This window comes from Oscillospiraceae bacterium CM (assembly GCA_022870705.1).
In the GTDB taxonomy this organism is placed as follows: domain Bacteria; phylum Bacillota; class Clostridia; order Oscillospirales; family Oscillospiraceae; genus Sporobacter.
Genome location: CP072107.1, coordinates 541,249 through 565,306, shown reverse-complemented (window position 1 = coordinate 565,306; position 24,058 = coordinate 541,249). Strand labels below are relative to the sequence as shown.

At 49.9% G+C, this 24,058-nt stretch carries 27 protein-coding genes and 4 tRNA genes; 14 read left to right on the top strand and 17 right to left on the bottom strand.

Annotation, left to right across the window (positions count from 1 at the left end; translation table 11 throughout):
- Positions 1-59 precede the first annotated feature (59 nt).
- The 3 genes from IZU99_02875 (at position 60) to IZU99_02865 (ending at position 3,276) form a co-directional block, all read left to right on the top strand.
- The gene (locus IZU99_02875; protein UOO38215.1) at positions 60-1,184 is read left to right on the top strand and encodes a hypothetical protein; all 1,125 of its coding nucleotides are present in this window, start codon (positions 60-62) and stop codon (positions 1,182-1,184) included.
- A gap of 168 nt (positions 1,185-1,352) precedes the next feature.
- On the top strand, positions 1,353-2,771 hold the full coding sequence (pyk, locus tag IZU99_02870) for a pyruvate kinase (GenBank protein UOO38214.1): 1,419 nt from the start codon (positions 1,353-1,355) through the stop codon (positions 2,769-2,771).
- A 97-nt stretch (positions 2,772-2,868) separates the two neighbouring features.
- Positions 2,869-3,276: an Rrf2 family transcriptional regulator gene (locus tag IZU99_02865; GenBank protein ID UOO38213.1), complete on the top strand. Its 408-nt coding sequence runs from the start codon at positions 2,869-2,871 to the stop codon at positions 3,274-3,276.
- 113 nt (positions 3,277-3,389) lie between these two features.
- On the opposite strand, the gene IZU99_02860 is transcribed toward IZU99_02865, so the two are convergent.
- The 7 genes from IZU99_02860 to IZU99_02830 all read right to left on the bottom strand — a co-directional run bounded on the left by IZU99_02860 (position 3,390) and on the right by IZU99_02830 (position 9,215).
- Positions 3,390-3,740, bottom strand: coding sequence for a cupin domain-containing protein (locus IZU99_02860; GenBank protein UOO38212.1), 351 nt, complete (start codon positions 3,738-3,740; stop codon positions 3,390-3,392).
- Positions 3,741-3,755: 15 nt separating this feature from the next.
- Positions 3,756-4,346: a 5-formyltetrahydrofolate cyclo-ligase gene (locus IZU99_02855; GenBank protein ID UOO38211.1), complete on the bottom strand. Its 591-nt coding sequence runs from the start codon at positions 4,344-4,346 to the stop codon at positions 3,756-3,758.
- A gap of 123 nt (positions 4,347-4,469) precedes the next feature.
- Positions 4,470-5,126 carry a hypothetical protein gene (locus IZU99_02850; GenBank protein ID UOO38210.1) on the bottom strand — a complete coding sequence of 219 codons (657 nt, stop codon included), beginning with the start codon at positions 5,124-5,126 and terminating at the stop codon, positions 4,470-4,472.
- Positions 5,127-5,300: 174 nt separating this feature from the next.
- Positions 5,301-5,376: transfer RNA gene (locus IZU99_02845), tRNA-Thr, on the bottom strand.
- A 339-nt stretch (positions 5,377-5,715) separates the two neighbouring features.
- Positions 5,716-6,642: an RluA family pseudouridine synthase gene (locus IZU99_02840; GenBank protein ID UOO38209.1), complete on the bottom strand. Its 927-nt coding sequence runs from the start codon at positions 6,640-6,642 to the stop codon at positions 5,716-5,718.
- A 155-nt stretch (positions 6,643-6,797) separates the two neighbouring features.
- A complete protein-coding gene (locus tag IZU99_02835) occupies positions 6,798-8,171 on the bottom strand; it encodes a UDP-N-acetylmuramoyl-tripeptide--D-alanyl-D-alanine ligase (protein UOO38208.1) in 1,374 nt (457 codons plus the stop codon).
- A gap of 6 nt (positions 8,172-8,177) precedes the next feature.
- Complete coding sequence (locus tag IZU99_02830; protein UOO38207.1) at positions 8,178-9,215, bottom strand: D-alanine--D-alanine ligase; 1,038 nt, start codon at positions 9,213-9,215, stop codon at positions 8,178-8,180.
- Positions 9,216-9,357: 142 nt separating this feature from the next.
- Between IZU99_02830 and IZU99_02825 the strand changes: the two genes are divergently transcribed.
- The 3 genes from IZU99_02825 to IZU99_02815 all read left to right on the top strand — a co-directional run bounded on the left by IZU99_02825 (position 9,358) and on the right by IZU99_02815 (position 9,733).
- Positions 9,358-9,434: transfer RNA gene (locus tag IZU99_02825), tRNA-Met, on the top strand.
- A gap of 68 nt (positions 9,435-9,502) precedes the next feature.
- A tRNA-Glu gene (locus IZU99_02820) sits at positions 9,503-9,574 on the top strand.
- A gap of 85 nt (positions 9,575-9,659) precedes the next feature.
- Positions 9,660-9,733, top strand: a tRNA-Val gene (locus IZU99_02815).
- Between the two features lie 255 nt (positions 9,734-9,988).
- Here the strand turns inward: IZU99_02815 and IZU99_02810 are convergent.
- From IZU99_02810 to IZU99_02790, 5 genes are all read right to left on the bottom strand, one after another.
- The gene (locus IZU99_02810) at positions 9,989-10,354 is read right to left on the bottom strand and encodes a hypothetical protein (GenBank protein UOO38206.1); all 366 of its coding nucleotides are present in this window, start codon (positions 10,352-10,354) and stop codon (positions 9,989-9,991) included.
- A 72-nt stretch (positions 10,355-10,426) separates the two neighbouring features.
- Positions 10,427-10,579: a hypothetical protein gene (locus tag IZU99_02805; protein UOO38205.1), complete on the bottom strand. Its 153-nt coding sequence runs from the start codon at positions 10,577-10,579 to the stop codon at positions 10,427-10,429.
- 458 nt (positions 10,580-11,037) lie between these two features.
- Positions 11,038-11,511, bottom strand: a complete 474-nt coding sequence (locus IZU99_02800; protein UOO38204.1) for a hypothetical protein — start codon at positions 11,509-11,511, stop codon at positions 11,038-11,040.
- Positions 11,512-11,698: 187 nt separating this feature from the next.
- A complete protein-coding gene (locus IZU99_02795) occupies positions 11,699-11,875 on the bottom strand; it encodes a hypothetical protein (GenBank protein UOO38203.1) in 177 nt (58 codons plus the stop codon).
- 372 nt (positions 11,876-12,247) lie between these two features.
- The gene (locus tag IZU99_02790; GenBank protein UOO38202.1) at positions 12,248-12,652 is read right to left on the bottom strand and encodes a hypothetical protein; all 405 of its coding nucleotides are present in this window, start codon (positions 12,650-12,652) and stop codon (positions 12,248-12,250) included.
- Positions 12,653-12,903: 251 nt separating this feature from the next.
- Here IZU99_02790 and IZU99_02785 point away from each other — a divergent pair, with 251 nt between their 5' ends.
- Both IZU99_02785 and IZU99_02780 read left to right on the top strand, forming a co-directional pair.
- Positions 12,904-14,418 carry a chemotaxis protein gene (locus IZU99_02785; GenBank protein UOO38201.1) on the top strand — a complete coding sequence of 505 codons (1,515 nt, stop codon included), beginning with the start codon at positions 12,904-12,906 and terminating at the stop codon, positions 14,416-14,418.
- A 153-nt stretch (positions 14,419-14,571) separates the two neighbouring features.
- A complete protein-coding gene (locus tag IZU99_02780) occupies positions 14,572-14,886 on the top strand; it encodes a Lar family restriction alleviation protein (GenBank protein UOO38200.1) in 315 nt (104 codons plus the stop codon).
- Positions 14,887-14,962: 76 nt separating this feature from the next.
- On the opposite strand, the gene IZU99_02775 is transcribed toward IZU99_02780, so the two are convergent.
- Both IZU99_02775 and IZU99_02770 read right to left on the bottom strand, forming a co-directional pair.
- The gene (locus IZU99_02775) at positions 14,963-15,148 is read right to left on the bottom strand and encodes a hypothetical protein (GenBank protein UOO38199.1); all 186 of its coding nucleotides are present in this window, start codon (positions 15,146-15,148) and stop codon (positions 14,963-14,965) included.
- Positions 15,149-15,404: 256 nt separating this feature from the next.
- Positions 15,405-16,958 carry a hypothetical protein gene (locus IZU99_02770; GenBank protein UOO38198.1) on the bottom strand — a complete coding sequence of 518 codons (1,554 nt, stop codon included), beginning with the start codon at positions 16,956-16,958 and terminating at the stop codon, positions 15,405-15,407.
- A gap of 252 nt (positions 16,959-17,210) precedes the next feature.
- On the opposite strand from IZU99_02770, the gene yfbR reads away from it, so the two are divergent.
- The 4 genes from yfbR to IZU99_02750 are packed head-to-tail and all read left to right on the top strand — an operon-like array spanning position 17,211 to position 20,609.
- Positions 17,211-17,810: a 5'-deoxynucleotidase gene (gene yfbR / locus IZU99_02765; protein ID UOO38197.1), complete on the top strand. Its 600-nt coding sequence runs from the start codon at positions 17,211-17,213 to the stop codon at positions 17,808-17,810.
- Positions 17,811-17,830: 20 nt separating this feature from the next.
- The gene (locus tag IZU99_02760; GenBank protein UOO38196.1) at positions 17,831-18,100 is read left to right on the top strand and encodes an ACT domain-containing protein; all 270 of its coding nucleotides are present in this window, start codon (positions 17,831-17,833) and stop codon (positions 18,098-18,100) included.
- Between the two features lie 48 nt (positions 18,101-18,148).
- Positions 18,149-19,237 carry an acyltransferase gene (locus IZU99_02755; protein ID UOO38195.1) on the top strand — a complete coding sequence of 363 codons (1,089 nt, stop codon included), beginning with the start codon at positions 18,149-18,151 and terminating at the stop codon, positions 19,235-19,237.
- 13 nt (positions 19,238-19,250) lie between these two features.
- A complete protein-coding gene (locus tag IZU99_02750) occupies positions 19,251-20,609 on the top strand; it encodes a PFL family protein (protein ID UOO38194.1) in 1,359 nt (452 codons plus the stop codon).
- Between the two features lie 85 nt (positions 20,610-20,694).
- Here IZU99_02750 and IZU99_02745 read toward each other — a convergent pair whose 3' ends face one another.
- Both IZU99_02745 and IZU99_02740 read right to left on the bottom strand, forming a co-directional pair.
- Entirely contained in the window at positions 20,695-21,063 is a 369-nt protein-coding gene (locus tag IZU99_02745) for a TIGR03987 family protein (GenBank protein UOO38193.1), read from the bottom strand.
- 60 nt (positions 21,064-21,123) lie between these two features.
- Complete coding sequence (locus IZU99_02740; protein UOO38192.1) at positions 21,124-21,399, bottom strand: hypothetical protein; 276 nt, start codon at positions 21,397-21,399, stop codon at positions 21,124-21,126.
- A 143-nt stretch (positions 21,400-21,542) separates the two neighbouring features.
- Between IZU99_02740 and IZU99_02735 the strand changes: the two genes are divergently transcribed.
- Positions 21,543-21,920: a GntR family transcriptional regulator gene (locus IZU99_02735; GenBank protein UOO38191.1), complete on the top strand. Its 378-nt coding sequence runs from the start codon at positions 21,543-21,545 to the stop codon at positions 21,918-21,920.
- A 2-nt stretch (positions 21,921-21,922) separates the two neighbouring features.
- The gene (locus IZU99_02730) at positions 21,923-23,317 is read left to right on the top strand and encodes a hypothetical protein (GenBank protein UOO38190.1); all 1,395 of its coding nucleotides are present in this window, start codon (positions 21,923-21,925) and stop codon (positions 23,315-23,317) included.
- Positions 23,318-23,372: 55 nt separating this feature from the next.
- Here IZU99_02730 and IZU99_02725 read toward each other — a convergent pair whose 3' ends face one another.
- Positions 23,373-24,005 (bottom strand): redox-sensing transcriptional repressor Rex, encoded by a 633-nt coding sequence (locus tag IZU99_02725; GenBank protein UOO38189.1) that lies wholly within the window; start codon positions 24,003-24,005, stop codon positions 23,373-23,375.
- Positions 24,006-24,058 lie beyond the last annotated feature (53 nt).

Below are 24,058 nucleotides of genomic sequence, written 5' to 3'. Positions count from 1 at the left end.
TATGGGCGTTTATTGTTGCTTCGTTTATACTTGGTGCTTATTTTCAATTGCATGTTCAAGTGCTGCATTTTCAGCTTCCGCCCACATGGCTCATTGTTCTTTTTGTTTCTCTCATTGAATTTTTACTCGTTGTATTACTGCTGAAATCAAAACGCCTTAAAAACGGCATGCCCTATTTAATCGAAAAAAGCTCAAATGATTTCGGCGTCTATATCAGCACAACGCTTTTGTTTTCAGCATCTATATTAGGTTTAAACAAGGATGTAGAGCTTGTTTACATCATACCCTTGCTTTTTGTGCTGATATGCGCGTTCTTCATTTTCTTCTGGTGGCGCGCCAGCATTACCAGAAAATATCGTGATAAGCTCAAAGCGCAGGAAATTGCAGAGCTGCAGCAGGCTTCCGACGCGAAAAATCAGGAAATAGAGCTGCTGCGCCAGCAGAATGACGCGCAGGCAAAAATCATTCATAAGGATAACAAGCTCATCCCCGCGCTCGATTATGCCGTCCGCCAGTATCTGCTGACAGCCGAGACGAAAACAGACCCCGCCGTGCGCCTATCCAAAGCCAAATCACTACTGGCACAGGTTGAGGCAGCCTCGCAGGAGCGCCGCGGCATTCTCACCAGCTTTCAGCCCAGCAAAAAGCTCCCGTCGACTGAAATACCGTCAGTCGATGCGTTGCTTGCCAGTATGGCTCACCGTGCGCAGGAGCAGGGCGTTACCTTTGACGTAACGGTTACCGGCAGCGTCAAATATTTGATTGACAATCTCGCCTCGGAGCAGGACGTGAACACCCTCCTGGCTGACCTCATCGAAAACGCCATCATCGCCGTCAAAACAAGCGCCAATAAAAATGTTATGGTTCATATCGGTATCGCGGAGAATATCTATGCCATCGACGTGTTTGACAGCGGCGATCCCTTCACCCCGGAAACGGTTGCTGAAGCCGGCATTCATAAGACGACGACGCACGCCGAGGAGGGCGGCAGCGGCATCGGCCTGATGACGACTTTTGAGATTCTGAAAAAGAACGAGGCCAGCTTTGTGATTGAAGACCTCGTCGGTAACAGTCAGTTCACCAAAAAGGTCTCCGCCTGTTTTGACGGGCAAAGCCAATTCCGCTTTCTGGCGGCGGAGGATGTGCGCCTTGAATCGATTTCATCGCGCGGTCTCTGCCGGTAGGAGTTCGCTTTAAGCCCGATCTACAACGCGCCCCGGATATGCTAAACCGCAAGCCGTCTTGGTTTGCGGTTTATAGATGTAAATTTTATTTCGTATTCTCGTCCTATTCCGGCAGAATAATGGTAAAATAGAACGCAGGAACCTGTGCGATGCCATTGGGAGGGAATTATGAGAAAAACAAAAATGATTTGTACGCTTGGCCCCGCCGTTAACGACGTTGATAAAATTTCAAAGCTGCTGCAAGCAGGCGTCAACGCCGTCCGTCTGAATTTTTCACACGGGACGCACGCAGAGCACCGCGCCATCCTTGATCAATTCAAGGCTGCCAGAGACGCCCTCGGCCTACCCGTGGCCTCAATACTTGATACAAAAGGGCCTGAAATCCGCATTCAAAAATTCTCCGGCGGTCGTATTCAGCTCGCTTCCGGCGCTCATTTTACAATTACAACAGACGACATCATCGGTGACGAAACCCGCGTTTCGACCACATACCGAAATCTTCATAACGAGCTCAAGCCCGGTGACCGTATTTTATTGGATGACGGCCTATTGGAGTTTCAGGTCGAAGCGGTCACCGGCCACGATATCCGCTGCGTCGTTATAAACGGCGGCGTTTTATCCGACCATAAAAGCATGAACATCCCCGATGTGCGTATCCAATTCCCCGGCCTGTCCGAGCAGGACGAGCGCGATATCCGTTTCGCCGTTGAAAACGAGATGGACTTTATTGCCGTATCGTTTGTGCGCAGCCGTGCGGACGTCATAGCCGTTCGGGACGTGTTGAAAAGGTACGGCGGCGAGACCATCCGCGTCATCTCAAAAATTGAAAACCGAGAAGGCATTACAAACATCAAAGAGATCGTCGAGACCTCCGATGCCGTTATGGTTGCCCGAGGTGACCTCGGTGTTGAAATCCCGGCCTGGGAAGTGCCGATCATCCAAAAAAAGATCATTAAAGAGACAAAACACACCGGCAAGCCGGTTATCATCGCCACACAAATGCTTGACTCGATGATCCGCAACCCGCGGCCGACACGCGCGGAAGTGAGTGACGTGGCCAACGCCGTGTTTGACGGGGCCACCTGCGTCATGCTCTCCGGCGAGACGGCCGCCGGCAAATACCCGCTTGAAAGCGTTGAGACGATGGATAAAACGCTCCGCGAAGCGGAACACGCCATCGATTACTGGAAGCGCTTCCGCGAGCAGAGCTTTGAGAAAAATATGACGATTAGTGACGCCATCAGTAACGCTTGCTGTACAACGGCGATGGATCTCGCCGCCAAAGCCATTATTACAGTCACAACCTCCGGCCATACAGCCCGGATGATCTCGCGTTTCCGACCGCATTGTCCCATCGTGGCGCTCGCGGAGAACAGCCGTGTCCAGCGCCAGCTCAATGTCTCCTGGGGCGTCACGCCCATTCGCGGCAAAAGCCTTCGCTCAACGGATGAGCTTTTCGAAGAAGGCATCCGCGCGGCGCTTGAAACAAAAATCGTTCAACAGGGTGATATCGTCGTCTTAACGGCTGGTGTTCCCATCGGCATCAGCGGGACGACAAACCTGATCAAAGCGCAGCAAATTGGATGACGGCGTTGCTGCTGAACAATCATATTGACAAATTGACTACGGTGTAGTATTTTTAAAATACACGCTTTGAGTATACTTTTGAGGTGCAGAACATAACATGAAAATCACACAAGAAGGCGATTATGCCCTGCGGGTTGTCCTTTTTTTCTCAAAGCTCTCCCCCGGCGAAAAGATCGAGGCCAGAGTCATGTCTGAAAGCGCCTGCATTCCGCTGCGTTTTCTGCTCAAGCTCCTCCGCAAGCTGACGGTTGCCGGGATTCTGCGTTCCTGCCGGGGCGTCGGCGGCGGTTACATTCTGGCAAAGCCACCGGCCGAGATCTCGCTTTTTGACGTCATCACGGCTATAGACGGGCCGATTAACCTCAACAAATGCCTGTATGATCCCGCGCTCTGCACGGCTGCCCACAGCGACATTTGCGAGGTTCACCGTGCGCTCGGCACCATTCAGGAGCGTTTCATCAAAGACCTGCAAAGTGTCACCTTTGAAAAAATCATTGCAGAATAAATCCCGGCAAAACAAAATTTGATTCCTGTCTTCTCCAATGTATATAAGGCACTTAAAAAAGCGGCGCAGGGCATTTTGCCCTGCACCGCTGCCTTTTTGTTAAAGCTCCCCGCCTATTGGCCCGCCTGCGGGAAGATGACGATAAGCGCCATCTTAAACCGGCCGTCGGCGGCAACGGCGTGTGGCACGCCCGCGGGCATTACGATGGTCTCACCCTGTTTGACGGTGTGTGCTGTTTCGCCAATCGTGATCTTGGCCGCGCCCTCTAAAATCGTGACGACGGCGTCCCCGTCCGACTTGTGCGCGCTGATCTCCTCGTTTTCATCAAAGGCAAACAGTGTGATGCCAACAGCGCCGTTTTGCACCAGCGTCCGACTGACGACCTGCCCCGGCTGATACGGCACCAGCGCGCCGAGCTCGAGCACCTTTCCTGTCTCGATATTCTTTAAAATATTCTGTGTCATGATACAGTTCCTCCTTTAGCAAATCGTTCTTTTCTCCGTCAGAATCATCTGCACGGGGACGTCGTAATCCTTCACGGGAATCGCGTTAAAAACCTGAAAATCAAAGCAAGCGGCGGCTGTCACGCAATCGCTACGCAGCTTGCGCAGCATCACGTCGTGGAATCCCGCGCCGTAGCCGAGCCTGTTTTTCTGAACGTCGAACGCCAGCCCCGGGACGACGAAGAGGTCAATTTCCACCGGGTCAACAAACCGCCTACACGATGGCTTCGGCTCTAAAATGCCCATGGTGCCGCTTTCAAGGTCGGTATCAAGATCGAGCAGCTGTGACGCCCGCATCGTCCGGCTGCCGTCAGGCTCTGTCATAATAATCGGCACGAGCACACGCTTGCCAAGCGCTAAGGTGTCCCGCAGAAAGCCTTTTGTCATGACCTCTTTTTTAAAGTCGATAAAGCACATCACGGTACCGCTGGTTTTATAAGCGTCAAGCGCTTGTATCTTATCGATGATCACGGCGCTGTCGGCAATGATTTTGCTCTCCGGCAGGGCTGTCCTGTGGCGTAAAACCTCCCCGCGCAGCTCTTTCTTATCCTGAATTATTGTGTCCATAAAACCAGTCCTTCCACGCGCCGCTGTCTGCTTTGCTGTGATCTTGGCTTTATTATAAAACACCGCAAAACAAAACGCCGTTGTTTTTACAACAACAGCGTTTTGTTACCGAGGATTTCAATATTAGGTTGTCTTTTCGGTAATATATCTTATTGAGTATATTTTGTCACCAAATCGTGAAAGTGGCACCGCGTCTTTATTCTCGTTCAACGGGTCCATGCAAAAGTATTCACCATCCTTGCTTCCAATGATCAGAACAAAATGGTAATTTCCATTGCCATTTACGCGAACATATGCAATTGGGAAAACACCCTCTGACAGGAGTGTGTCGAGTTTGTAATGAGTCAGTCCGTCTGACTTCAATTTAACAACCTGCACACTAAGCGCCTTCTCCAACTCAGTCCATTGTATATTTCCTTCCGAATCATACACACCCTGTTTTGAAAAGAATTCGTTCAAGCTTCCCGGCGTGATTGCAGTACCACTATCACTTTCTGTCACATTTTGCATTTCAGGCACCTGTATATGCTGCATCAGAAGTTCCGTCGCGATACAAGTCGTCAGGCACCCGGAACCGGCCATCATAAAGGACGAATTTCCAAGCTGTTCGTCAGCCCACTGCGGGTCATTCTGCAGAAAATATATTGTATTGTCTGACGAATAATCCGACTTTGATTTAACATAACTGCCGCCTCTAGTAAGTATCATATATCCTGCTAGAATTGCCAGCAAGACGAAGACGACGCAAATCAATGCAATAACAGCAACTTTCTTTTTCATAAATGCATCCCATAATAAGAATTTAAGCAACAACATTAAAATAACACTACACCCATATTATAGCATTTCTCGCCACAGTATTCAACTTAATCCGGTAGCCACAATGTAGGGCATCCCATTGATCTCAAAACAAATAAAAAGACTCTGTAGCATTTTTACTACAGAGTCTTTGTATGGAGCTGCTAGGCAGATTCGAACTGCCGACCTCATCCTTACCAAGGATGCGCTCTGCCGCCTGAGCTATAGCAGCCTATTGTCATACCGGACGAGACAGTGCTTTTGCATTATACAATCCCCCGCGGGGTCTGTCAATACCGAGGTTTGCATCTCAACGGTATGGGAATATGTGACGAGCGCACAACGTGATTTTGCTCATTCGACGCCTATTAGATTAATGCATTCTGCACAACAATTCAAAAACCACTTTTATTTTAACGTACGTTAGTATTTTTAACGGATTTTGAGCTGTTTTTTCAAACTTTTTGCAAGTTGTTTTTCGTGGTATTTTCCTTTTTCTGTTATGTGCATGCGCTAACATGCTCTATTTTTTCTGATTTTGCAACTGTTTGTTATTATTTTGAACTATTATTCAATATATATTTTCATCGGGAAAAATTGTTGCAAAAATGCTTGGAAGCGGTGCTGTGAGGTCAACAGCCTTGCCCGAGAGAGGCTCCGTAAACGTTAGCCGGTGCGCATGCAGGGCTTGCGTCTCGATGCCCAGCTGCTCGGACACGTTTTTTGATGCTTCCGCGAAATAGAGGCGGTCGCCCAGCACCGGATGGCCAATTGCGAGGCAATGGACGCGGATTTGATGCGTCCGCCCCGTCTCAAGGCGCAGGCGCAGCAGTGAAACACCCGCGTCGCCGGTCGCCTTCGTTTTAACCGTCTCATAGTGCGTCACGGCACGCTGCCCGTCGGGTGCCGTCACTCGGCGCATGTCGCCTTCACAGAACCGCCGAATCGGCAGGTCAATCGTCCCGGACGGCTCTGCCATCATGCCGCAAACGAGCGCCAGATACGTTTTTACAGCCTCCGGCGCGCCGAGCGCCTCTGACGCTCTCGCCTTCATATAGCTGTTCTTGGCAAAGAGCACGACGCCGGAGGTATCCCTGTCAAGCCGGTTGACGGCGTGGCACCGCCCGTCACCCGTCGTCTGCTCGAGATATCCGGCAACATGATTTGCCAGCGTCCCCGTGTATCGGGCGCGGGAGGGATGTGTTAAAACGCCGGGCAGTTTGCAGGCGGCAAGAAGCCCTGCGTCCTCATAGAGAATTCGGAGGTCGCCTATTTCCGGTACGACGTCACACGGCGGCTCCACCGCCGATATGTCCAGCTCCAAAAGATCACCGGGCTGGGCAATATGGTCTGTCCATACCACCTGACCGTCAACGCAGATGGCGTCTGCTTGCTTGAGGCGGCGTATCAACCCAGCGGAAAGGCAGAGCGCATGACGCAGAATCGAATTTACCGTTCTGCCGCGCTCCGCCTCTTGTACAGCGTGTTTTATGACCATATTTTATCCTTAATCAAAATATTTTGATTGAAAATTCAATTTGTATTTATCCTTATATTCCAGCATTTATACGCAAGTAAGACGAACTAATTTTGACAAACCATATCGACAATATTTTTTATGCTCGGTCCATTATCTATTTGTTGAATCTATATTCATTTTAGCTTTTTAAGCTCTTCCGTGATCTCCTCGAAGTGCATCCCGTGTGACGCTTTGACGAGAACGGTATCGTCTTTTTTAATGAGAGACGGTAATGCGGAAAACAACGCGTCCTTGAGCGGGAAGTGCCATGCCTCCGTCTCAAGCCCGGTTGAAATGAGCCCTTTGAAAATAAATTCCGCGCGCGCACCGCAGCAGATGAGGCAATCCACCCCGCTCCTCGCCGCCAGCTCGCCGATTTCACGGTGCAGCGTATCCGTATCATGCCCCAGCTCCATCATGTCGCCAAGAATAGCGACCTTGCGCCCCTCCAGCGTGCACAGAGAGAGAATCGACGCCGTCACCGAATTCGGGTTGGCGTTGTAACAGTCGTCAATCAGGGTGATATAGCCCGTATCGAAAATATTGGCCCTAGCGCCGACAGGCGCAAAATTGAGAAGCCCCAGCCGGATCTCTTCGTCCGTCAGACCCAGATAGCGCCCGATGGCCGCCGCGGGCAGCGCGCCCAGCACCATATGCCGCCCAAAAGCCGGAATCAAAACGCTGATGACGCCTTGCGCGTCTTCAATGTCGCAAGTCACACCCGTCATTCCCAACGTTTTGACATTCAGGGCCCGGACGTCGTTGTCCCGGCCAAAACCGAATGTGATTTTTCGAACACCCGGGTCAAAGCCGCATAAAAGCGCGTCATCCCCGTTGACAACGGCAAGGCCGCCCGGCTGCATGAAATTAAAAACCTCGCTCTTCGCTTTTAAGACGCCGTTTAAGTCCCCCAGCGTGTCGAGATGGCAGTAACCAATCGTCGTCATGAGGCAAATATCGGGCTGCACCATCTGCGCCAGTCGGCTCATCTCGCCAAAATCACTGATGCCCATTTCAATAACAGCTGCTTCATGCGCTTCTTGCAGCGACAACAGCGTCAGCGGGACGCCGATCTCGTTATTGAGGTTCTCCGGTGTTTTTAAAACATTGAATTTTTGTGACAGGACGGCCGCCGTCATCTCCTTGGCCGTCGTCTTGCCGACGCTGCCGGTCACGCCGATAATTGGGATGTTAAAAAGGCCCCTGTAATATGCCCCGAGGTCTTTTAAGGCCTGTAGCGTTGAGGCAACAAGAATATAAGGGCCCTCTGGGTCTTGGAGCTCGTGCTCAGCCAAACAGCAGGCGGCACCGGCCTCATATGCCTTATTAGCAAAGTCATGCCCATCGACGCGCGCACCTTGAATGCAAATAAACAAGCAGCCCTCAAAGACTTCCCGGTTATCACGCACAGCGCCTGTGATCGTCGTTTTCCGCAGAATTTCCTCGCCGATATAGACGCCGCCGGTGACGGCCGAAATGATGTCAAGCGTCAGCGGTTTCATAGCCATAGAGCGCTACACCTCGTATTTTTTGAAGGATTCGGCTAAAATTGTCTCGCACAGCGTGTCGTAAGACATCCCGGCAGCCTGCGCCTCCTGCGGCAAAAGGCTCGTCGGCGTAAGGCCCGGCAAAGTGTTCCCCTCCAAGCACCAGACGTCGCCGTTTTCATCGACGATAAAGTCCATCCTGCCGTAGACCTCAAACATCAGCACCTCAAAAACGCGCTCGGCCGCGCGTTGGAGCTTTTCCGTCACCTCGGGCGGCAGGTCGGCTGGGCAGTATTCGTCCGTCATACCGCTTTGATATTTGTTTTTGTAGTCATAAAAGCCGGATTTCGGGCAAATTTCAATAACCGGCAGCGCTTTCCCGGCGATGACGCCGACGTCGCATTCGCGGCCTTTTATGTACTGCTCAACGATGACGTTGTCCTCAAATGAAAACGCCAGCTGCAGCGCCGGCAAATACTCCTCCAAAGACGTGACGACCGATGTCCCGATGGAGCTGCCGCCGGAACGCGGCTTAACGACGCATGGGAAGCCGACGTTTTGGTAGACAGCATCATTTTTATGGACCGTGATGCCACCAGGCGTTAAAACGCGGTTTTGCAAAAAGAGCTGCTTGGCGATGGCCTTGTTCATCGTCAGTGCGCTGCCGAGATGGCCGGTCCCCGTGTATTTGATGCCCGCCATATCAAAGGTCGCTTGGATTTTTCCGTCCTCACCGTCTTCCCCGTGCAGTGCCATAAACACGATGTCGGCCGCATGGCACACTTCAATGATATTATCACCCATGCGGCTGCTGCTCTCCAGCCTGCGGCTTGCCCAAACGGCTTCGAGGTCGGGGGCTGTATCGGAAACAGCGGCAATTCCGTCGTCAAAGACGGCATTAAATATCTCACTTGGGTCGTCATAATGCTGCGGGTAACCGAAAAACAGATCGACGAGAACGGCCTTGTGCCCCAGCCGCCGCAGCGCTGCCGCTGCCAGTGTTCCGCTGGTGATCGATACGTCCCGTTCGGCGGAAAGCCCGCCGCATAATACAATGATGTTCATAAGCACCTCCGGCTTGTCATGCGATTAAACGCGCGTAAACTTCTTAATACTATACACTAAAAACGATCTTTATACAATCAAAAACACAGTTGACAAGGGGGAAAACATCAAGTATAATTACCGTTGCCTATCCGAAAGACATGGCGGCATAGCTCAGTTGGCTAGAGCACTCGGTTCATACCCGTGGTGTCACTGGTTCAAATCCAGTTGCCGCTACCAAACGGGGACGGAGTCACTCCGTCCCCATAAAAAACATTATTGTCCTTCTGGAAATGTCATCATCACAAGGCCCGTTGGTCAAGCGGTTAAGACACCGCCCTTTCACGGCGGTAACACGAGTTCGATTCTCGTACGGGTCACTTCTTTAGTAGAGATTAGTTATTAGTTGGTGGTAAATCAGATTTGCTTCTTCTAATAACTAATTGCTATTTAAAGCAGATATCTGGAGGCTTAGCTCAGCTGGTTAGAGCGCCTGCTTCACACGCAGGAGGTCGATGGTTCGATCCCATTAGTCTCCATACTAAAAATCCTCGTGATTGCAACGGTCGCGGGGATTTTTGTTTTTTCCTTATTATAGGATTTGTTAGTAACGCGTAAGCAACAACAAATAAGCGGCAGAGGATTCCCCTGCCGCTATCATTTTGTTGACCTCAACAAAATGGTGTCACTCTCTCGATTTCTCAATCACGCAGATTCGCGTTTCGTGGTCGTTGAGTGTTTCGTCCTGTTTGCAGTTGTGTGTCCAGAGCCGGGTATGACTGTCTGAATTTTTCTCAATCAGCTCGTCTAGGTTCTTTTGAAACGTGTCCACGGCGCACGTTAGTTTTGTGATGCTTGTATTTAGCTTTAAAAGCGGCGTCGCTATACGAAGCGATCTCCGTCGGAACGAGTTTTGTAATCGGCTCTATGTGGTTCTGCTGTAATTCAGGATAAGCTCTTCGCATAATTAGAATTCTTATTCCGGGCCATCTTATAGCACCACCGACGGCTTTTGTTCTGACGGCGTGTGTTTTTCCGCCACCCTTCGCCCCACCATAAGCCGTATAAAGCGTTCGGCTCTTGTAGAATAAATCCTGTTTGGGATTCGCCTCGCCAAGATCGAGTGTAAATTTTCCTTCAGGTCTTCCACGTCGTTTCATATATCACCAAAAAAGAAGCCAACACGAATGTTGACTCCTTTTAGCCCTACCGATAGCCATTTCTACCAGCGCTTATTTTGAAATTCTCTGAACAATCTTTTTACTGACCTCAAGGATTAAAACCTCATTCTTCGTTTCCTTGATCTCAACGTTGTTCCCTCGCTTGATGATGTCAGCAATTGAAACAGGTATTTTGCCTTCAAAAAATGAATCAAGTCTGTTCATCTACTTCCTCGATTTCTTGCATTTACCCATTTTAGACCTCCGTTTTGTGCATTGTGTTGATATTGACCCCTGTCTGGATAAGAGGGATTTTGTGCATAGTAAATAATTTTGAGAGGTTTTAAGTGTGTGTGTGATATAACCTAGGGGTACCCGTGAAGATGCCGCCTGTTTTTCCGCACCCCCGCCCAACAACATTATCCTCGGAGCAATAGTCTGCCAAAATACCCCCAGTGTCACTTTGCGGGTTGCTAATTGGCCTAATAACACAGCACATCCGATTATTGCATATCCATTCATCAATTACTGGCAAACACTGCATAAACCCTGCCGACATTCAACAAAATAAAAGTTATATTGAATGTTTAAAGAGCCACATCCCTGCATTTGCAACGCTTTTATCGTGTTTGAATATTATTCATCATCAATTGTGCCAATATTGGTCATTATCACAATGCATATCATCCAAACGCGTCGCCTGATTTGCTGTCCAATTTAACGGTCAACTCACCGCCATGATTAACTTTTTCTTCGGATACCCACGCGCCCCAACGGCCTTGTTTAACGAGAAAATTAAGATGTCCAATAGCTTTAGGATTGGTCAAAGCTGTGGTACTGATGTAATGCTGGCGGTATTGGACTAATTTTTTTATCGCTGCGCCGTAACCTTTATAATTAAGTCTTCCATTTTCATCTTTTAAGTTTCGGTTTGTTTTGCCCTTACCTGATTTACCGGTAGAACCTTTACCCTTGTTGTTTACATTGCTGTCTGATACGTTGTCTATTGTGTTACCCGGTGTATCGTCTGTATCATCATCATTAGAGCCAGAGTAATATCGGTCTAATGTCCTAGGAGATAATCCAGTATAAGTCATCAGCGCAAAGTCTGTTGGTATCTCGCCTGTTGTAATGCAGTGTTGGATAAATGCGTCCATCTTGGCTTCGAACCGATCGGGTGTATATAATATTGGTTTTGACGTATTAACACCCCCTGATTACAGTCTGTATACCTTCTCGCCTGTTTGTTACGCTGTATATATGCTATATCCCATCACTAATTATACCACATTTAGGGCTGATTTGCAATAGATACTATACTATAAGTAATAAAACCGTCAGAAATCAATCCAACGGTTTTATCCTGTCAATTATATATGCGGTTATAGTCATGCCAGCTTTGGCCGCTTCTGCCCGGAGCTTTGCGCCCTTGTCTTTATCTAATAGCAATACAATCCGGTCTTTGTCGCCTTTTTGCCACGCTGATATGCGTTTATTACGTTTCGCCTTATCCTCCGGCATACGGTAACCCTATATAATCATATATTCCGTCCGTCGTAGTGTCAACTACGCAACATGGACAAATAGTGTTAACTACGTTTTGTTATTTAGGCCGCCTATCCCAATAAGCACTCTTTTTAGCCTCGTAATAACTTGGGTCTCGGAGGTAGTCAAACGCCTCCTGTGTGCGATATGGACTTTTACCAGCGGTCAGGAGCATAAACAAAAACCATCCTATACGTTTTAGCATTAACCCGCCTCCTTGTCATTATTTTGTCATTATACCACTAATGCATTGCAATTGCTATACTTTTATTGGGTTCGAGCCCATTAGTCTCCATATTAAAAACCCCTCCGATTTGGAGGGGTTTTGCTTGTTTTATACAGTTTTCGTCATTGACCGACACATTTGCTGCACGGGTCTGTCTTACCCGCCGCTTTCGCCTGCTCTAACGTCCCGCTCATGATGTTATGCGACGTTTCAAGGGTATAGCACCAGTCAATGGCATGATAGGATTTGCCGCTTTTTGTCCAATAGACCTTGTTTTTATCAAACTTCGGATAATTGACCAGCGCTTGTTGCGCGGGTGTCAGCGTTCCCCAAACCCTGCCACCTTCATGTTGCTCCAGCTTACCCCAAACTTCCTCAGGCGTGTCCGGGTATTCTTTATATGACGGCGTACTCGTCGTTGCCGATGTCTGCTTGGAAGGTGAAATTGCGACATTGGCTTCTGATTGCGGCGCGCAGCCAGCCAGCAGAACAAAAACCGCCGCCAAAAGAAAAAGGATTCTCTTCAATATCATCGCACCCTTCATCAATTGTCTGTATAATTCTATCGTAATTATCATTATTTTACAATATGCGACGATAAAGCTTTTCAATTCCTCTGTAAGCCATTAGAAAACCAATTCTTGTGTAATCAGTAAATAATACGCAAAACATTGATTTTTCAACAAAAAATGATATGATATGAGAACAGCAAAGAGGCTGATCGTCGCAACAAGAATTGCGGCATCAGCCTCTTTTTTGAATGCTCGGAGGGTTTTATGTGAAGAACTTGTTGACATTGCTGCAGCTGTCTATCATCGCCGTTTTTATTGGCATTTTCTTTTTCACGCCCATTCCCAAATCACCAGCCGCCATCACTTTTGCTGCCGTTATAAGTGTTTTGACAGTGATAAGTGCTCTGCGCGCCGCCGCTGAAACGCGCCGCCTTCAAAACAAGGTGACGCACCTCGCGCGGGAGCTTGGTGTCGCGTCCAGCCGAATTTCTTCCGTATCGCAGGAAATCGGCATCACAATTGATGAAAATAATGCCTATTCCAGCGACTTGTTCGATCAGACGCGTGTCATGGCCAGCCTCACGTCAGACGTCAATTTACATATTGGTGAGACCATTCGGCAGGTCAAGGGCCTTATCACCTTTTCAGACGAGATGCGCGATACGGCCGCCCGGCTGAATGAAACGAGCAGCGCCTCGTTTGACACGGTTCAAAGCAGCATCTCCGAAATTCTCGGCATTGTTGATACGATCAACGAAATCAAGGTCACGAGCGGGCGCGCCAGTGCCAGTATGGACAGGCTGACAGCAGCCGCCGGTGAGGTGCTGGCCATTATTGGGAAAATCAATGATATTTCGCGGCAAATGCACCTGATCTCCTTGAATGCGTCAGTCGAAGCGGCGCGTGCCGGCCGGAACGGCAGCGGCTTTGCCGTTGTGGCAAAGGAATTTCAAATGCTGGCTGAGACGACAGATTTGTCAATCAAAGACATCAGCAAGCTGATTCATACCATGCAAAATGAGGTAACCGACGTCAGTGCCGTCGTCAAGGAAAATAACGACCGTGTGGACGAGGGTGTGCTCCGGTCCAGAAACGTTGAAAAAAACCTTAAAAACATCAACGCCTCTTTTACGAGCGTTGCCGATATGGTTCGCCAGGTCAGCACCCTGTCCGACGACGAGGCACGGCTCGCCGAGGAGATCAGCCAGCAGATTGACGAGGTTGAAGTCCTCATCGGCGAAACCGGCAGCCACGTTGAGAGCGTCTACAACGCCGCGCTGAATCAAAAAAAGGGCATCGAAAACATTTCAGATATGGGCTCCAAACTAAACAGCGCTTCCGGCGAACTTCTGGCTGCGTCCGGCAGTGCCGGCAGTGAAGCCACCGAAGCGCTTGACGAGAAGACATCGGACCTTTGCCGCCGCTTTTTCCCTCTTATGAAAAGCGAACTCTGCTCAGCGCCTGACATCGTTCAGAAAGACCCAGAGACGCACGCGAAGCTGCTCGGCGCTTTTAAAAATCGGCATGACCTTGTCGAAGCGGCATGGACAAACGAGCCGAACGGCCGGTTTATCTGTTCTATTCCGGCGGCGGGAATCGCCAACGCCGCCATGCGTGACTGGTTCCAGGCTGCTTTAAAAGGCGAAAACTTCATTTCATCGATTTACATATCAGGCATTACAAAAAACAGATGCGTCACCCTCTCCATGCCCTGCTACGACGCGAGCGGTGCCGTCTGCTTTATTATTGGCGTTGATTTAAATCTGAGTTTAATAAAATAAACACAGGATCTAAAAAAGGCATGACGGGGCAACACGTCATGCCTTTTTTGCGGCCGTTATCGTAGCAATTGCATCCCCCTGTGCATATACAAGAATGAATGAATATGCGATGCATCAGGGTTACATAATATTGCCGATCGAAAGGAGGCCGTCATGGACAAGAAACTCCTGCCCTGCCCGTTCTGCGGGGCTGATGCAAAAATCCTAAACTTCTCCGGCGCATACCGCGTGATCGATACCAATTACAAATGCCCCGTTCAATTTGCTGAAAAATGGCACGCGACCGAGCGGGAGGCAATTGACGCCTGGAACAGCAGGACGCCGGAAATCGTCTACTGCCGTGACTGCAAATACGGTGTTCAAAATGCGTTTCAGTGCGGGCTTGTCCTGTGCCAAAACGAATTCTTCAGAAGATACAGGCTTTTCGGCAATACCGACTTTTGCTCCTTTGGAGAAAGGAAGGCTTAGCCTGTTTCAATATTCCCATCGTTAATAACAAGACCGCATCCTGAAACGGAAACGGCCTTGTTATTCCGGAAACGGTTCAGTTTGCCTGGAGCTCATGTGAACCCATTTTTTCATTTATCATCTGCTCGGCGCTCAGCTCCTTCACAGATAAAAAACCGCCTCGGTCATCGAGCACCTGATAATTGAATTTTCCGGTTTCTCCATTCATCTCTCGGCTCAGCTCATCAAAATGCTTGTCGTTTAACCATTCTTCCCGAGTCACTGCGATACCTCCCCCCAAGGATGAATTGCGCAAATTTAGTGTATCTCCATACCGCAAAATTATCCCGCTTTACTGACCTGCAGCACTTTTACATCCGCTCATGCATTTTATGTGCATTTTTGCCGTTGCGCGACTGCTGACAATCTGCCTTAGCTTATTTTACATCGATGACCATGTCGGATTCCTGCAAATCGTGAGTCCAAAAAAAATGAACGCATCGGCTCTAGCCAATGCGCTCATTTTATTGTTTGCATGTTTAGTTCATAAGCAGCATGTATACGGCCTGCCATCGTGTTGTTGGCGGCGCCAAGGCGTATGACGGCCCGTCAAAGTCACCGAGTGCCTTGTCAAGGCCCGCCTGCCCTGACGTGCTGATGTCGGAACCGACCGTAAACGCCGGTGCCGTGATGGGCGGCGCTTTGTCCGTCTGTGTACGCGTTTTATCCAGAATGACTGTTCTCGAACCGTGCTCATCCCTCACCTGAAATGAGCCGTTTGAAATCATCTGCGTTGTATCGCCGTTCTCCGTCCGTTGTGTGCGCATCTGGCCTTTAATATTTTTTTCTCCGATATCCGCCGTCGCGACATGAACATATGAAATCTGCGCCGTCATATCCTGCGCTGATCCAAGTGTCGTGACAGTAAGGTTTTCCTGCGGTTTCCCCCCCGGGCTTAATACATCATAAATGAGAGACCCTTGAGTCTGCCCGCCGTTGGCTTGAGCGTTTTCAGCCTTCATGAATACCCTACTGCCATCAAACCCGGCAAACAAAACGCTGTCCGCCCGAACCCCATCTTTTTCATAAAAGGACAAATCAAGTGAAAACGTTTTCTCCCCCACTTTCAGCAGAAGGTGAAGGCCTGTCGGGCCATCGGTGGTCACGAGCTTTATTGTCAGCACGGCGCTGTTGCGCCCGTCCGTTTTTAACGCGTCGATGTCACGAATCATGCCGTCAAAACCGGTCACGCCGTACTGGCCGCCATCCGTCATTAAATAGGTGTTGAAGGATGCCTTCAGTGACGCGTCCTGCCCTAGAAGCGACAAAAGGCTGCGTGCGGCCGATAGCGCATTCTCACCGCGGAGCGTGAGCGTCTTCGCCGCGCAAGTGACATTGACGCCTGCAAATGTGTTATTTTCGCTTGAAGTTATAATATCCGGCCCGTTTGAAATATCATCGACCGCGCTGCAATAGCCGTTGATGTCCGCCTTCCAAGCATCATCTGTCATTTTTGGGGCATTCGTATCGTCCAAAATGCGTAAAAAACGGGTCATCGCGGGGAGCTCTCTAAACGACGCTGCAACCTGCGTATCCAGCATGTGGCGGATCATCGGCTGGCCGCCGTCCTTCTGCAGGTACATCATGTTTGAAATAAAGAATAAATTGGACCTATGTGTCGTGCCGCCTTTTTGGTTTACGGTTAACAACGCAGCGTCCCCTGTTTCAGAATTGCGTATCGATTCCGTTGTCATTGTCACATCGGATGAGGCATTCTGCGGTGACGTCAGGCGGATGGTTTCAGCGGTATAACCGGCGGTGGTATCATCGGTCTGTAAATTTAGATAGTCCGTCGCCATCGCCTGTGAAATAGTGTTGCTGTGCTGTACCGTTTTTAATAGTACCGCCGCGACGCCGTCAAAAAAAGCTTTTTTCTGCGCATCCGTCGGCTCCGAAAAACCGTCCGTCACCGTTGCCGCACCGTCCGGTGCAAAGACCTGTTTGATCGAGAAACAGGCGCTCAGGAGCGTCAGGCACAGCACAAGCGTCGATATAACAACTACCGATTTTATTGGCTTACTCTTCCCTCGCATCTTCCATCCCTCTGATCGTTGTCAAATTATCAGGAATAATATCACTATAGCAGATGCGCCTGCGCCATTCAATCGTCACACCTTTAAATAATATCAGCAAATCCTGCCAGCAGCTTTCTTTTTCGCGGCAATTTATTTACATAGGCCATATCGCATGTTATCATGGACGATGGATTGACATAAAATGAGCTTTTCGGTTGCGCCGCTGCCAGTCGGTTTTTAGGGCGCTCAACAGATGGCTGAGGTGTTTTGATGGATTACAGCTTTTATGCGTTTATCTCCCGCTTAAAAAACATCGGCCGCTGGTCGCTCATGCGTAACAGCAGCCCCGAAAACGTCCAGGAGCACTCACATATGACGGCCGTTATCGCGCACGCGCTGGCCGTCATCCGCCGTGATGTTTACGGCATCGACTGCGATCCCGGCAAAGCCGCCGCCGTTGCGCTTTTTCACGACGCCTCGGAAATTTTTACCGGCGACATGCCGACGCCTGTGAAATATCACAACCCAGACATTCGCGCCGCATACAAGCAGGTCGAGGCGCTGGCGTCTGAAAAGCTGCTGATGACGCTGCCAGACGCGTTGCGCGGGGCGTATGCGCCGCTGTTGTCCTGCACGGCGGAACAGGGCGGCTTGGCAGAGCTCATCAAAGCGGCGGACAAGCTGGCAGCTTATATCAAATGTCTTGAAGAGCTTAAAACCGGCAACATGGAATTTAAATCCGCTGCCGCCCAAACATTGTCAAAATTAAAATCGCTCGGCATGCCGGAGGTTGACTATTTTATGGCGCACTTTATCCGCGCTTTTGAGTTAACGCTTGATGAGCTTGATTTCTCGGTCGGCCGGTCATAATATTTTTTGGAGGAACTTTTATGCGCGCTATCGTAACGGTTATCGGCAAAGATCAGGTTGGCATCATTGCCAACGTCTGCACACTGCTTGCCGACTTCGGTGTCAACATTCTGGACATTAGTCAGACGATCCTGCAGGAGTATTTTACAATGATCATGCTGGTGGACCCGTCGGACTGCCGCATCCCGTTTGACGAGCTGTCCAAATCCCTTAAAACAAGCGGCGATGAGAGGAATCTCTCCATCCGTATTCAGCGGGAAGACATCTTTGAGGCCATGCATCGGATTTAAGCGCCACCTTCACTTCGGTGACGTGTTTTTTTAATGAAAGGCATCCGAATGAACCGACCCCAAAATCATAAGCCGGAGCTGTCGGCCCTCAACGTGCTGCTTTGCCTTTTGGTGATCTTTATTCACGTGTCCTCCGCTCCGGTAACGGCGCTTTATAAAGATTCCTGGCAGTACATAGCCGTTCTCATTCCATGGCGGCTGTCGGCCTTTGTCGTTCAAGGCTTTCTTTTTTTAAGCGGGCTGAAGCTGTTTTTAAACAGCCGCGGCGAAATCCGGTATAAGCGCTTTTATCTGTCTCGCTTTATTAAAATCGTCGTCCCATATATCCTTTGGAATGTCCTTTATGACCTGTATTTTATTCATCAAGGCTATTTTGCCTTTTCATGGCGCAGCCTCGGCTTCTCTCTGCTAAGCGGCACCCTTGTAAGTCCATTTTATTTTATTGTTGTCCTCGTTCAGTTTTATGCGCTGGCGCCCTTATGGCGATGGATCGTTTTAAAAGTTCCGCCGCGTATAGCGCTCGGCTGCGCCGTCTTGATAACCCTTGTTTTGGGGCAGTATTTGCCGGATATTATCACAGCAATCAGCCCGAAGACGCATTTCCCCTATACCGACAGGGTGCTCACAACGTATGTGTTCTATTGGCTTTCCGGCTGCTATGCAGGCCTTTATTATGAAAAGGTCACATCATTTCTCAAACGCCATTTTATTTTGATTGCCACCCTATTTGCCGCTGTTTCGCTGCTGGAAGCCGTTTTCAGTGTCTTTGCTTTTTCAAAAGAGCGCAACATCATTTGGCTGGAAGATTGGCATTTTCTATACTGCTCCGCCGCCATCTTGTTTTTTTGGACGCTGTTGTCCCGGTTTTATACGCATCGAAAAATCGGCAATCCGCTTTTAAACGCGGTCAACGCCGCTTCTTATGACATATTTTTAATGCATTGTCTCATTATATTTATTGTTAACGGTGTGATGGCGCAGTTGGGGATTTCCGGCATCGCCACGACGTATCTGATCAGAATCGCAGCAGTGTATGTCATTACAATCTGTCTAAGCATTCTCTGGGGCCGCTTAAAAGGCCGCATCATTAAATGGCTGTCAAGCCTGCGTTCTCGGCGCACGCTTCCGGCAAAATAGGAGTGTACACCACATGTTACATGCAAGCGAAATCATGCAGACCATTGAGATGATCAACCAGCAAAACCTCGACATCCGTACGATCACCATGGGTATTTCCCTGCGCGATTGCGCGCACCCGGACGTGGCGGTCTGCTGTCAGAAGATTTACGATAAGATCACAAAAACAGCTGGACAGCTTGTCAAAACCGGCTGCGATATCGAACGCGAATTCGGCATTCCGATCGTCAACAAGCGCATTTCGGTGACGCCGATCGCCCTCGTCGCCGAGAGCTGTGAGACTGACGATTTTGCCCCCATCGCCAAAGCCCTTGACGACGCGGCTAAGGCTGTCGGCGTTAATTTCATCGGCGGCTTTTCAGCCCTTGTGCACAAGGGATTTACAACGGGAGACCGCCGCCTGATTAACGCCATTCCCCGGGCACTCAGTACAACAGAACGTGTCTGCGCAAGCGTCAATGTCGCCACAACAAAGGCCGGTATTAATATGGACGCCGTCGCTCTCATGGGCCGCGTCATCAAAGACAGTGCCGAACTAACAGCCTCGGCGGGCGGCATGGCCTGCGCCAAACTTGTCGTCTTCGCCAACGCTGTGGAGGATAACCCCTTCATGGCTGGTGCCTTCCACGGCATCGGCGAGCCGGAATGCGTCATTAATGTCGGCGTTTCAGGCCCCGGCGTTGTCCACCACGCCTTGCAGGCCGTAAAAGGCCAGCCGTTTGACGCCGTCGCCGAGACGATTAAGAAGACGGCGTTTCGTATTACGCGCATGGGTCAGCTCGTTGCGCAGGAGGCTTCGCGCCGACTCGGCGTGCCTTTCGGCATTGTTGACCTCTCGCTCGCGCCAACGCCGAAAATTGGTGACAGCGTGGCCGATATTTTGGAAGAAATGGGGTTGTCGTCCGTCGGTGCCCATGGGACGACGGCGGCACTGGCCCTTTTAAATGACGCTGTTAAGAAAGGCGGCGTCATGGCGTCTTCACATGTCGGCGGTCTGTCGGGGGCATTCATCCCCGTTTCGGAGGACGCCGGGATGATCCGCGCAGCCAAATCGGGCTGCCTCACCCTCGAAAAGCTCGAAGCCATGACGTGTGTCTGCTCCGTGGGGCTCGACATGATCGCCGTCCCCGGCGACACGCCCGCCGAGACGTTGTCGGCCATTATTGCCGATGAAGCCGCCATTGGCGTCATTAACAATAAGACGACGGCTGTCCGCATCATCCCGGCCCCCGGCAAAAAAGTCGGCGAACAGGTTGACTTCGGCGGCCTTTTGGGAACAGCGCCAATTATGCCGGTCAGCGCTTGTGACAGCAGCGCCTTCATCGCGCGCGGCGGGCGTATCCCCGCCCCGATGCACAGCCTGAGAAATTAAGGTGCCGTCTCGTCAGCCGTCAAGACAAAAAAACGAAACGCCCCCTTTTGGGGGCGCTTTTTTTATCGCTTTAACTATCTCACTTTCATGTGCTCACGCCAAAGATCATGCCGGAGAGGAACGGTATAAGCCAGATCAGCCAAACAAAAATGCTGAATTTATGAAAGTTCTTCAGCCGGTCCGGGTTTCGTCGTATCAGCACAGTCGTTGCCCAGACAGCGTGCACAAGCATCAAAACAATGGCCAGCAGCCCGGTTATCCCGTGAAAGTTAAAAAAGATGCCATCCCCGACAATTTTCGTCATCAGTGTTGTGCCGGTCGTATCAAACACAAAGCCGATCCAGAATAAAACGAGATGCCATGTTTTAAGGCTCCCCTGCAGCTTCTCGCTCCACACACCGACAGTATAGAAAAACAGCGCCGAGGTAATCGTTAAAATTGCAAATACCAGCATAGGAGCACCCCCATTACGAGACTAACATTTTGCCGCTGCCGTCAAATAATACTTTTATTCTCATGACGCTTGACTTTTGTCCAGCTTGCTGTTTCTGAAATATATCCCGATATCGATGCCAACCATGATGAGATTGAGGATATAAAAAATTAGGACGTACGTGACGGTACCGGCTTCCAGTTTGCTGACGATCCCAAAAACGTACCCGATGAGCACCAGAAACATAAAATAAATGCTTTTTCCTTTTGCCGTTTTTGATTTTAATGATTTGGCAATGGAAATCGGCCATGAGACGCCGAAACAAATAACCATAAACGCTTCAAATAACTGACTCATGCAACACACCATTCTCTTTTTCGGTCTGTATCTCATTATAGTATGAAATCAGCAATTGACAAGATTTTATTTCATCACGGCCGAATCTCCTTGACTTGCTGCATACTTTGTATTACGATACATAATGCAAAGGAGGTATGGTCATGCTTTTGCAACTGCAGCTGTCAAGCCCGATACCGATTTACCTGCAGATTCGCAACGAGATCGTCCTCGGTATAGCCGACGGTCGGCTCGCACCAGGCGAAAGGCTGCCGACAATTCGAGCCCTTGCCGACGCGTCCGGCGTGAATATGATGACGGTCAGCAAGGCTTACCAGCTCTTAAAGCGGGAGGGCCACATCACGACCGACCGGCGCAGCGGCGCTGTCATTGTCGGCCGCGATCATGATCAAAGCGACATGCCGGAACACGCCCAACAGGCACTAAAGCTTCTGATTTCAGAAGCCAAGCTGCGCGGCATGTCAAAGGCGGCGTTCCAGCGCCTCTGCGGCGATCTTTTTGATAAAATGGAGGTTGATTGAGCGTGGTTTTTCAACTTATTATGCTCTTTTGCTTTATCCCTGTTCCCATCATTTTATATTTTGTCATGCGCAATGAGGCAAAGCCAAAGAAGAATATGATCCTCGGGGTAACGCTTCCGCACGACGTCTGGGAACTTGATGCCGTTAAAAATGTGGTCGGCGCTTTTTTACGACGGCAAACCCTTGTTTTCATGACGCTTGTGCTCCTCATAATCCCGGTACTTTTTTTCCAGCCAGTATCGGTCGTCATGATGTGGTATTTTCTTTGGCTGATAATCGCGCTCGTTGCGCCCTTCCTGCCGTATGGATTTGCCAACAAGAAGCTTAAGACGCTCAAGCGTCAGAACGGCTGGTTCAGTGCTTCGGCGGGCGTCACGCTCGTTGATACAAGGCTCGCTGTCACACCGCCGAAAATTCTGAGTATCTGGGTATTCCTCCCAGCTATGCTCATTAGCCTGACCCCTGTCGTTCTTACTGTTACCACCCTTCGGGGGCGGGATGAATTTTGGGTTATGCTGATGGTCTACGCGTCGCTTTTTGTGATGGTCGCCGCGTTTTACTTCATATACAGACTCATTTTTCGCCAAAAGGCCGAGGTTGTTGATGAGAACACCGCTTTAACGGCCGCTCTCACGCAGGTACGCCGGTATAATTGGGCCAAGAGCTGGGTCTGGACGGTTTGGCTGTCAAGTCTTTTCAGCCTCGCACTGTGGTTTTTCAGCAGTCGCGCCGATCTCATTTTAATACTGTCTCTTCTATACTCCGGCATTCTGCTCTTTGTCATCCTCAGAGCCGAATTCAAAACGCGAGACATGCAGCAAAAACTGTCGGAGGACAGCGGCCGCACCGTTTATACCGACGAAGACGACTATTGGTTATACGGTTCGTTTTACAATAATCCGCATGACGAGCATGTGATCGTCAACAGGCGCACAGGCATCGGCACAACGGTCAATCTCGCTAGGGCTCCCGGCAAAATCATGATGGTCTTTGTCGCGCTCATCCTCTTGTCAATGCCACTTCTTGGCCTGCGGATGATGCAAGAGGAGTTCACGCCTGTCACGCTGCTCATGACAGAGCAGCAGCTTGTCGCCCGCCACACGCATGACGTTTATAAAATCGATATCGGCAGTATCAAGACAGTCTCTCTAATCGAGAGCCTGCCAAATGGCATCCGCACCAACGGCACTGCCATGTCATCCGTTTTGAAAGGCAATTTTCGCTTTGACGGGCTTGGCGACTGCCGTGTCTGTCTCGACCCGCGCACACCGCCGTATATTGAATTGTCAACAGACGCGCGCACCTACATCCTCGGCTCGCATGACAGCGCGGCAACGTACGCGCTCTATCAAGTACTCGCCGGGAAGACAGCTTCGGCAGCTGTGCCGCCATCTTAAAGACAAAAACCGCAGGGGGTTCGGTTGAAGCCGAACCCCCTGTTTATTACTGTCTCTATTTTTCTTTCATTTCCTTCATGTAATAACCAAGCGTCATCAGGCTATCACTTAAGTGGATGTTTTCAACAGCGACATCCTCGGGCACTGTCAGCTTCACGGACGTAAAATTCCAGATTCCCTTGATGCCAAGGCCAATGACGAGATCGGCAACCTCCTTGGCATACGTCAGCGGAACGGTGATCACGGCTATATCAACATCATTGTGATTGACAAAATCGGCAATTTTATTGACATGCTGTATCTCAACGTCACGGATCTTTTCACCAATCAGGCTGGCGTCGATATCGAATAAGCCGACGACGCTGTAGCCTTCCTTCTCGAACGCCGGGTGGCGGGCGAGCGCCTGACCCAGATGACCGGCACCGATAATAATCATCGAATGGCGATTGTCCAGCCCGAGAATACTCCCAATTTCCTGACGCAGCTGATCAACATCGTATCCATAACCCTGGAGGCCAAAGCTGCCGAAATTAAAGAAATCCTGCCTGACCTGTGATGAGGTAATGCCCATTTTTTTGCCTAAATCTGTTGACGAAACCCTGCTGATGCCCATTTGATGCAAATTCGATAGAAACCTGTAATAAATCGGAAGACGTTTTATGACAATATCGGGAATTTTCTTTTCCATAACAACCTTCCCATTCTGTTTCATATGATAAAAAACATATCACATAACCGGCG

Bases quoted from the DNA above. Each gene is read 5' to 3' on its own strand.
- pyk (UOO38214.1), top strand. From the start codon at position 1,353: ATGAGAAAAACAAAAATGATTTGTACGCTTGGCCCCGCCGTTAACGAC.
- IZU99_02865 (UOO38213.1), top strand. From the start codon at position 2,869: ATGAAAATCACACAAGAAGGCGATTATGCCCTGCGGGTTGTCCTTTTT.
- IZU99_02860 (UOO38212.1), bottom strand. From the start codon at position 3,740: ATGACACAGAATATTTTAAAGAATATCGAGACAGGAAAGGTGCTCGAG.
- IZU99_02855 (UOO38211.1), bottom strand. From the start codon at position 4,346: ATGGACACAATAATTCAGGATAAGAAAGAGCTGCGCGGGGAGGTTTTA.
- IZU99_02850 (UOO38210.1), bottom strand. From the start codon at position 5,126: ATGAAAAAGAAAGTTGCTGTTATTGCATTGATTTGCGTCGTCTTCGTC.
- IZU99_02840 (UOO38209.1), bottom strand. From the start codon at position 6,642: ATGGTCATAAAACACGCTGTACAAGAGGCGGAGCGCGGCAGAACGGTA.
- IZU99_02835 (UOO38208.1), bottom strand. From the start codon at position 8,171: ATGGCTATGAAACCGCTGACGCTTGACATCATTTCGGCCGTCACCGGC.
- IZU99_02830 (UOO38207.1), bottom strand. From the start codon at position 9,215: ATGAACATCATTGTATTATGCGGCGGGCTTTCCGCCGAACGGGACGTA.
- IZU99_02810 (UOO38206.1), bottom strand. From the start codon at position 10,354: ATGAAACGACGTGGAAGACCTGAAGGAAAATTTACACTCGATCTTGGC.
- IZU99_02805 (UOO38205.1), bottom strand. From the start codon at position 10,579: ATGAACAGACTTGATTCATTTTTTGAAGGCAAAATACCTGTTTCAATT.
- IZU99_02800 (UOO38204.1), bottom strand. From the start codon at position 11,511: ATGGACGCATTTATCCAACACTGCATTACAACAGGCGAGATACCAACA.
- IZU99_02795 (UOO38203.1), bottom strand. From the start codon at position 11,875: ATGCCGGAGGATAAGGCGAAACGTAATAAACGCATATCAGCGTGGCAA.
- IZU99_02780 (UOO38200.1), top strand. From the start codon at position 14,572: ATGGACAAGAAACTCCTGCCCTGCCCGTTCTGCGGGGCTGATGCAAAA.
- IZU99_02770 (UOO38198.1), bottom strand. From the start codon at position 16,958: ATGCGAGGGAAGAGTAAGCCAATAAAATCGGTAGTTGTTATATCGACG.
- yfbR (UOO38197.1), top strand. From the start codon at position 17,211: ATGGATTACAGCTTTTATGCGTTTATCTCCCGCTTAAAAAACATCGGC.
- IZU99_02760 (UOO38196.1), top strand. From the start codon at position 17,831: ATGCGCGCTATCGTAACGGTTATCGGCAAAGATCAGGTTGGCATCATT.
- IZU99_02755 (UOO38195.1), top strand. From the start codon at position 18,149: ATGAACCGACCCCAAAATCATAAGCCGGAGCTGTCGGCCCTCAACGTG.
- IZU99_02750 (UOO38194.1), top strand. From the start codon at position 19,251: ATGTTACATGCAAGCGAAATCATGCAGACCATTGAGATGATCAACCAG.
- IZU99_02745 (UOO38193.1), bottom strand. From the start codon at position 21,063: ATGCTGGTATTTGCAATTTTAACGATTACCTCGGCGCTGTTTTTCTAT.
- IZU99_02740 (UOO38192.1), bottom strand. From the start codon at position 21,399: ATGAGTCAGTTATTTGAAGCGTTTATGGTTATTTGTTTCGGCGTCTCA.
- IZU99_02735 (UOO38191.1), top strand. From the start codon at position 21,543: ATGCTTTTGCAACTGCAGCTGTCAAGCCCGATACCGATTTACCTGCAG.
- IZU99_02725 (UOO38189.1), bottom strand. From the start codon at position 24,005: ATGGAAAAGAAAATTCCCGATATTGTCATAAAACGTCTTCCGATTTAT.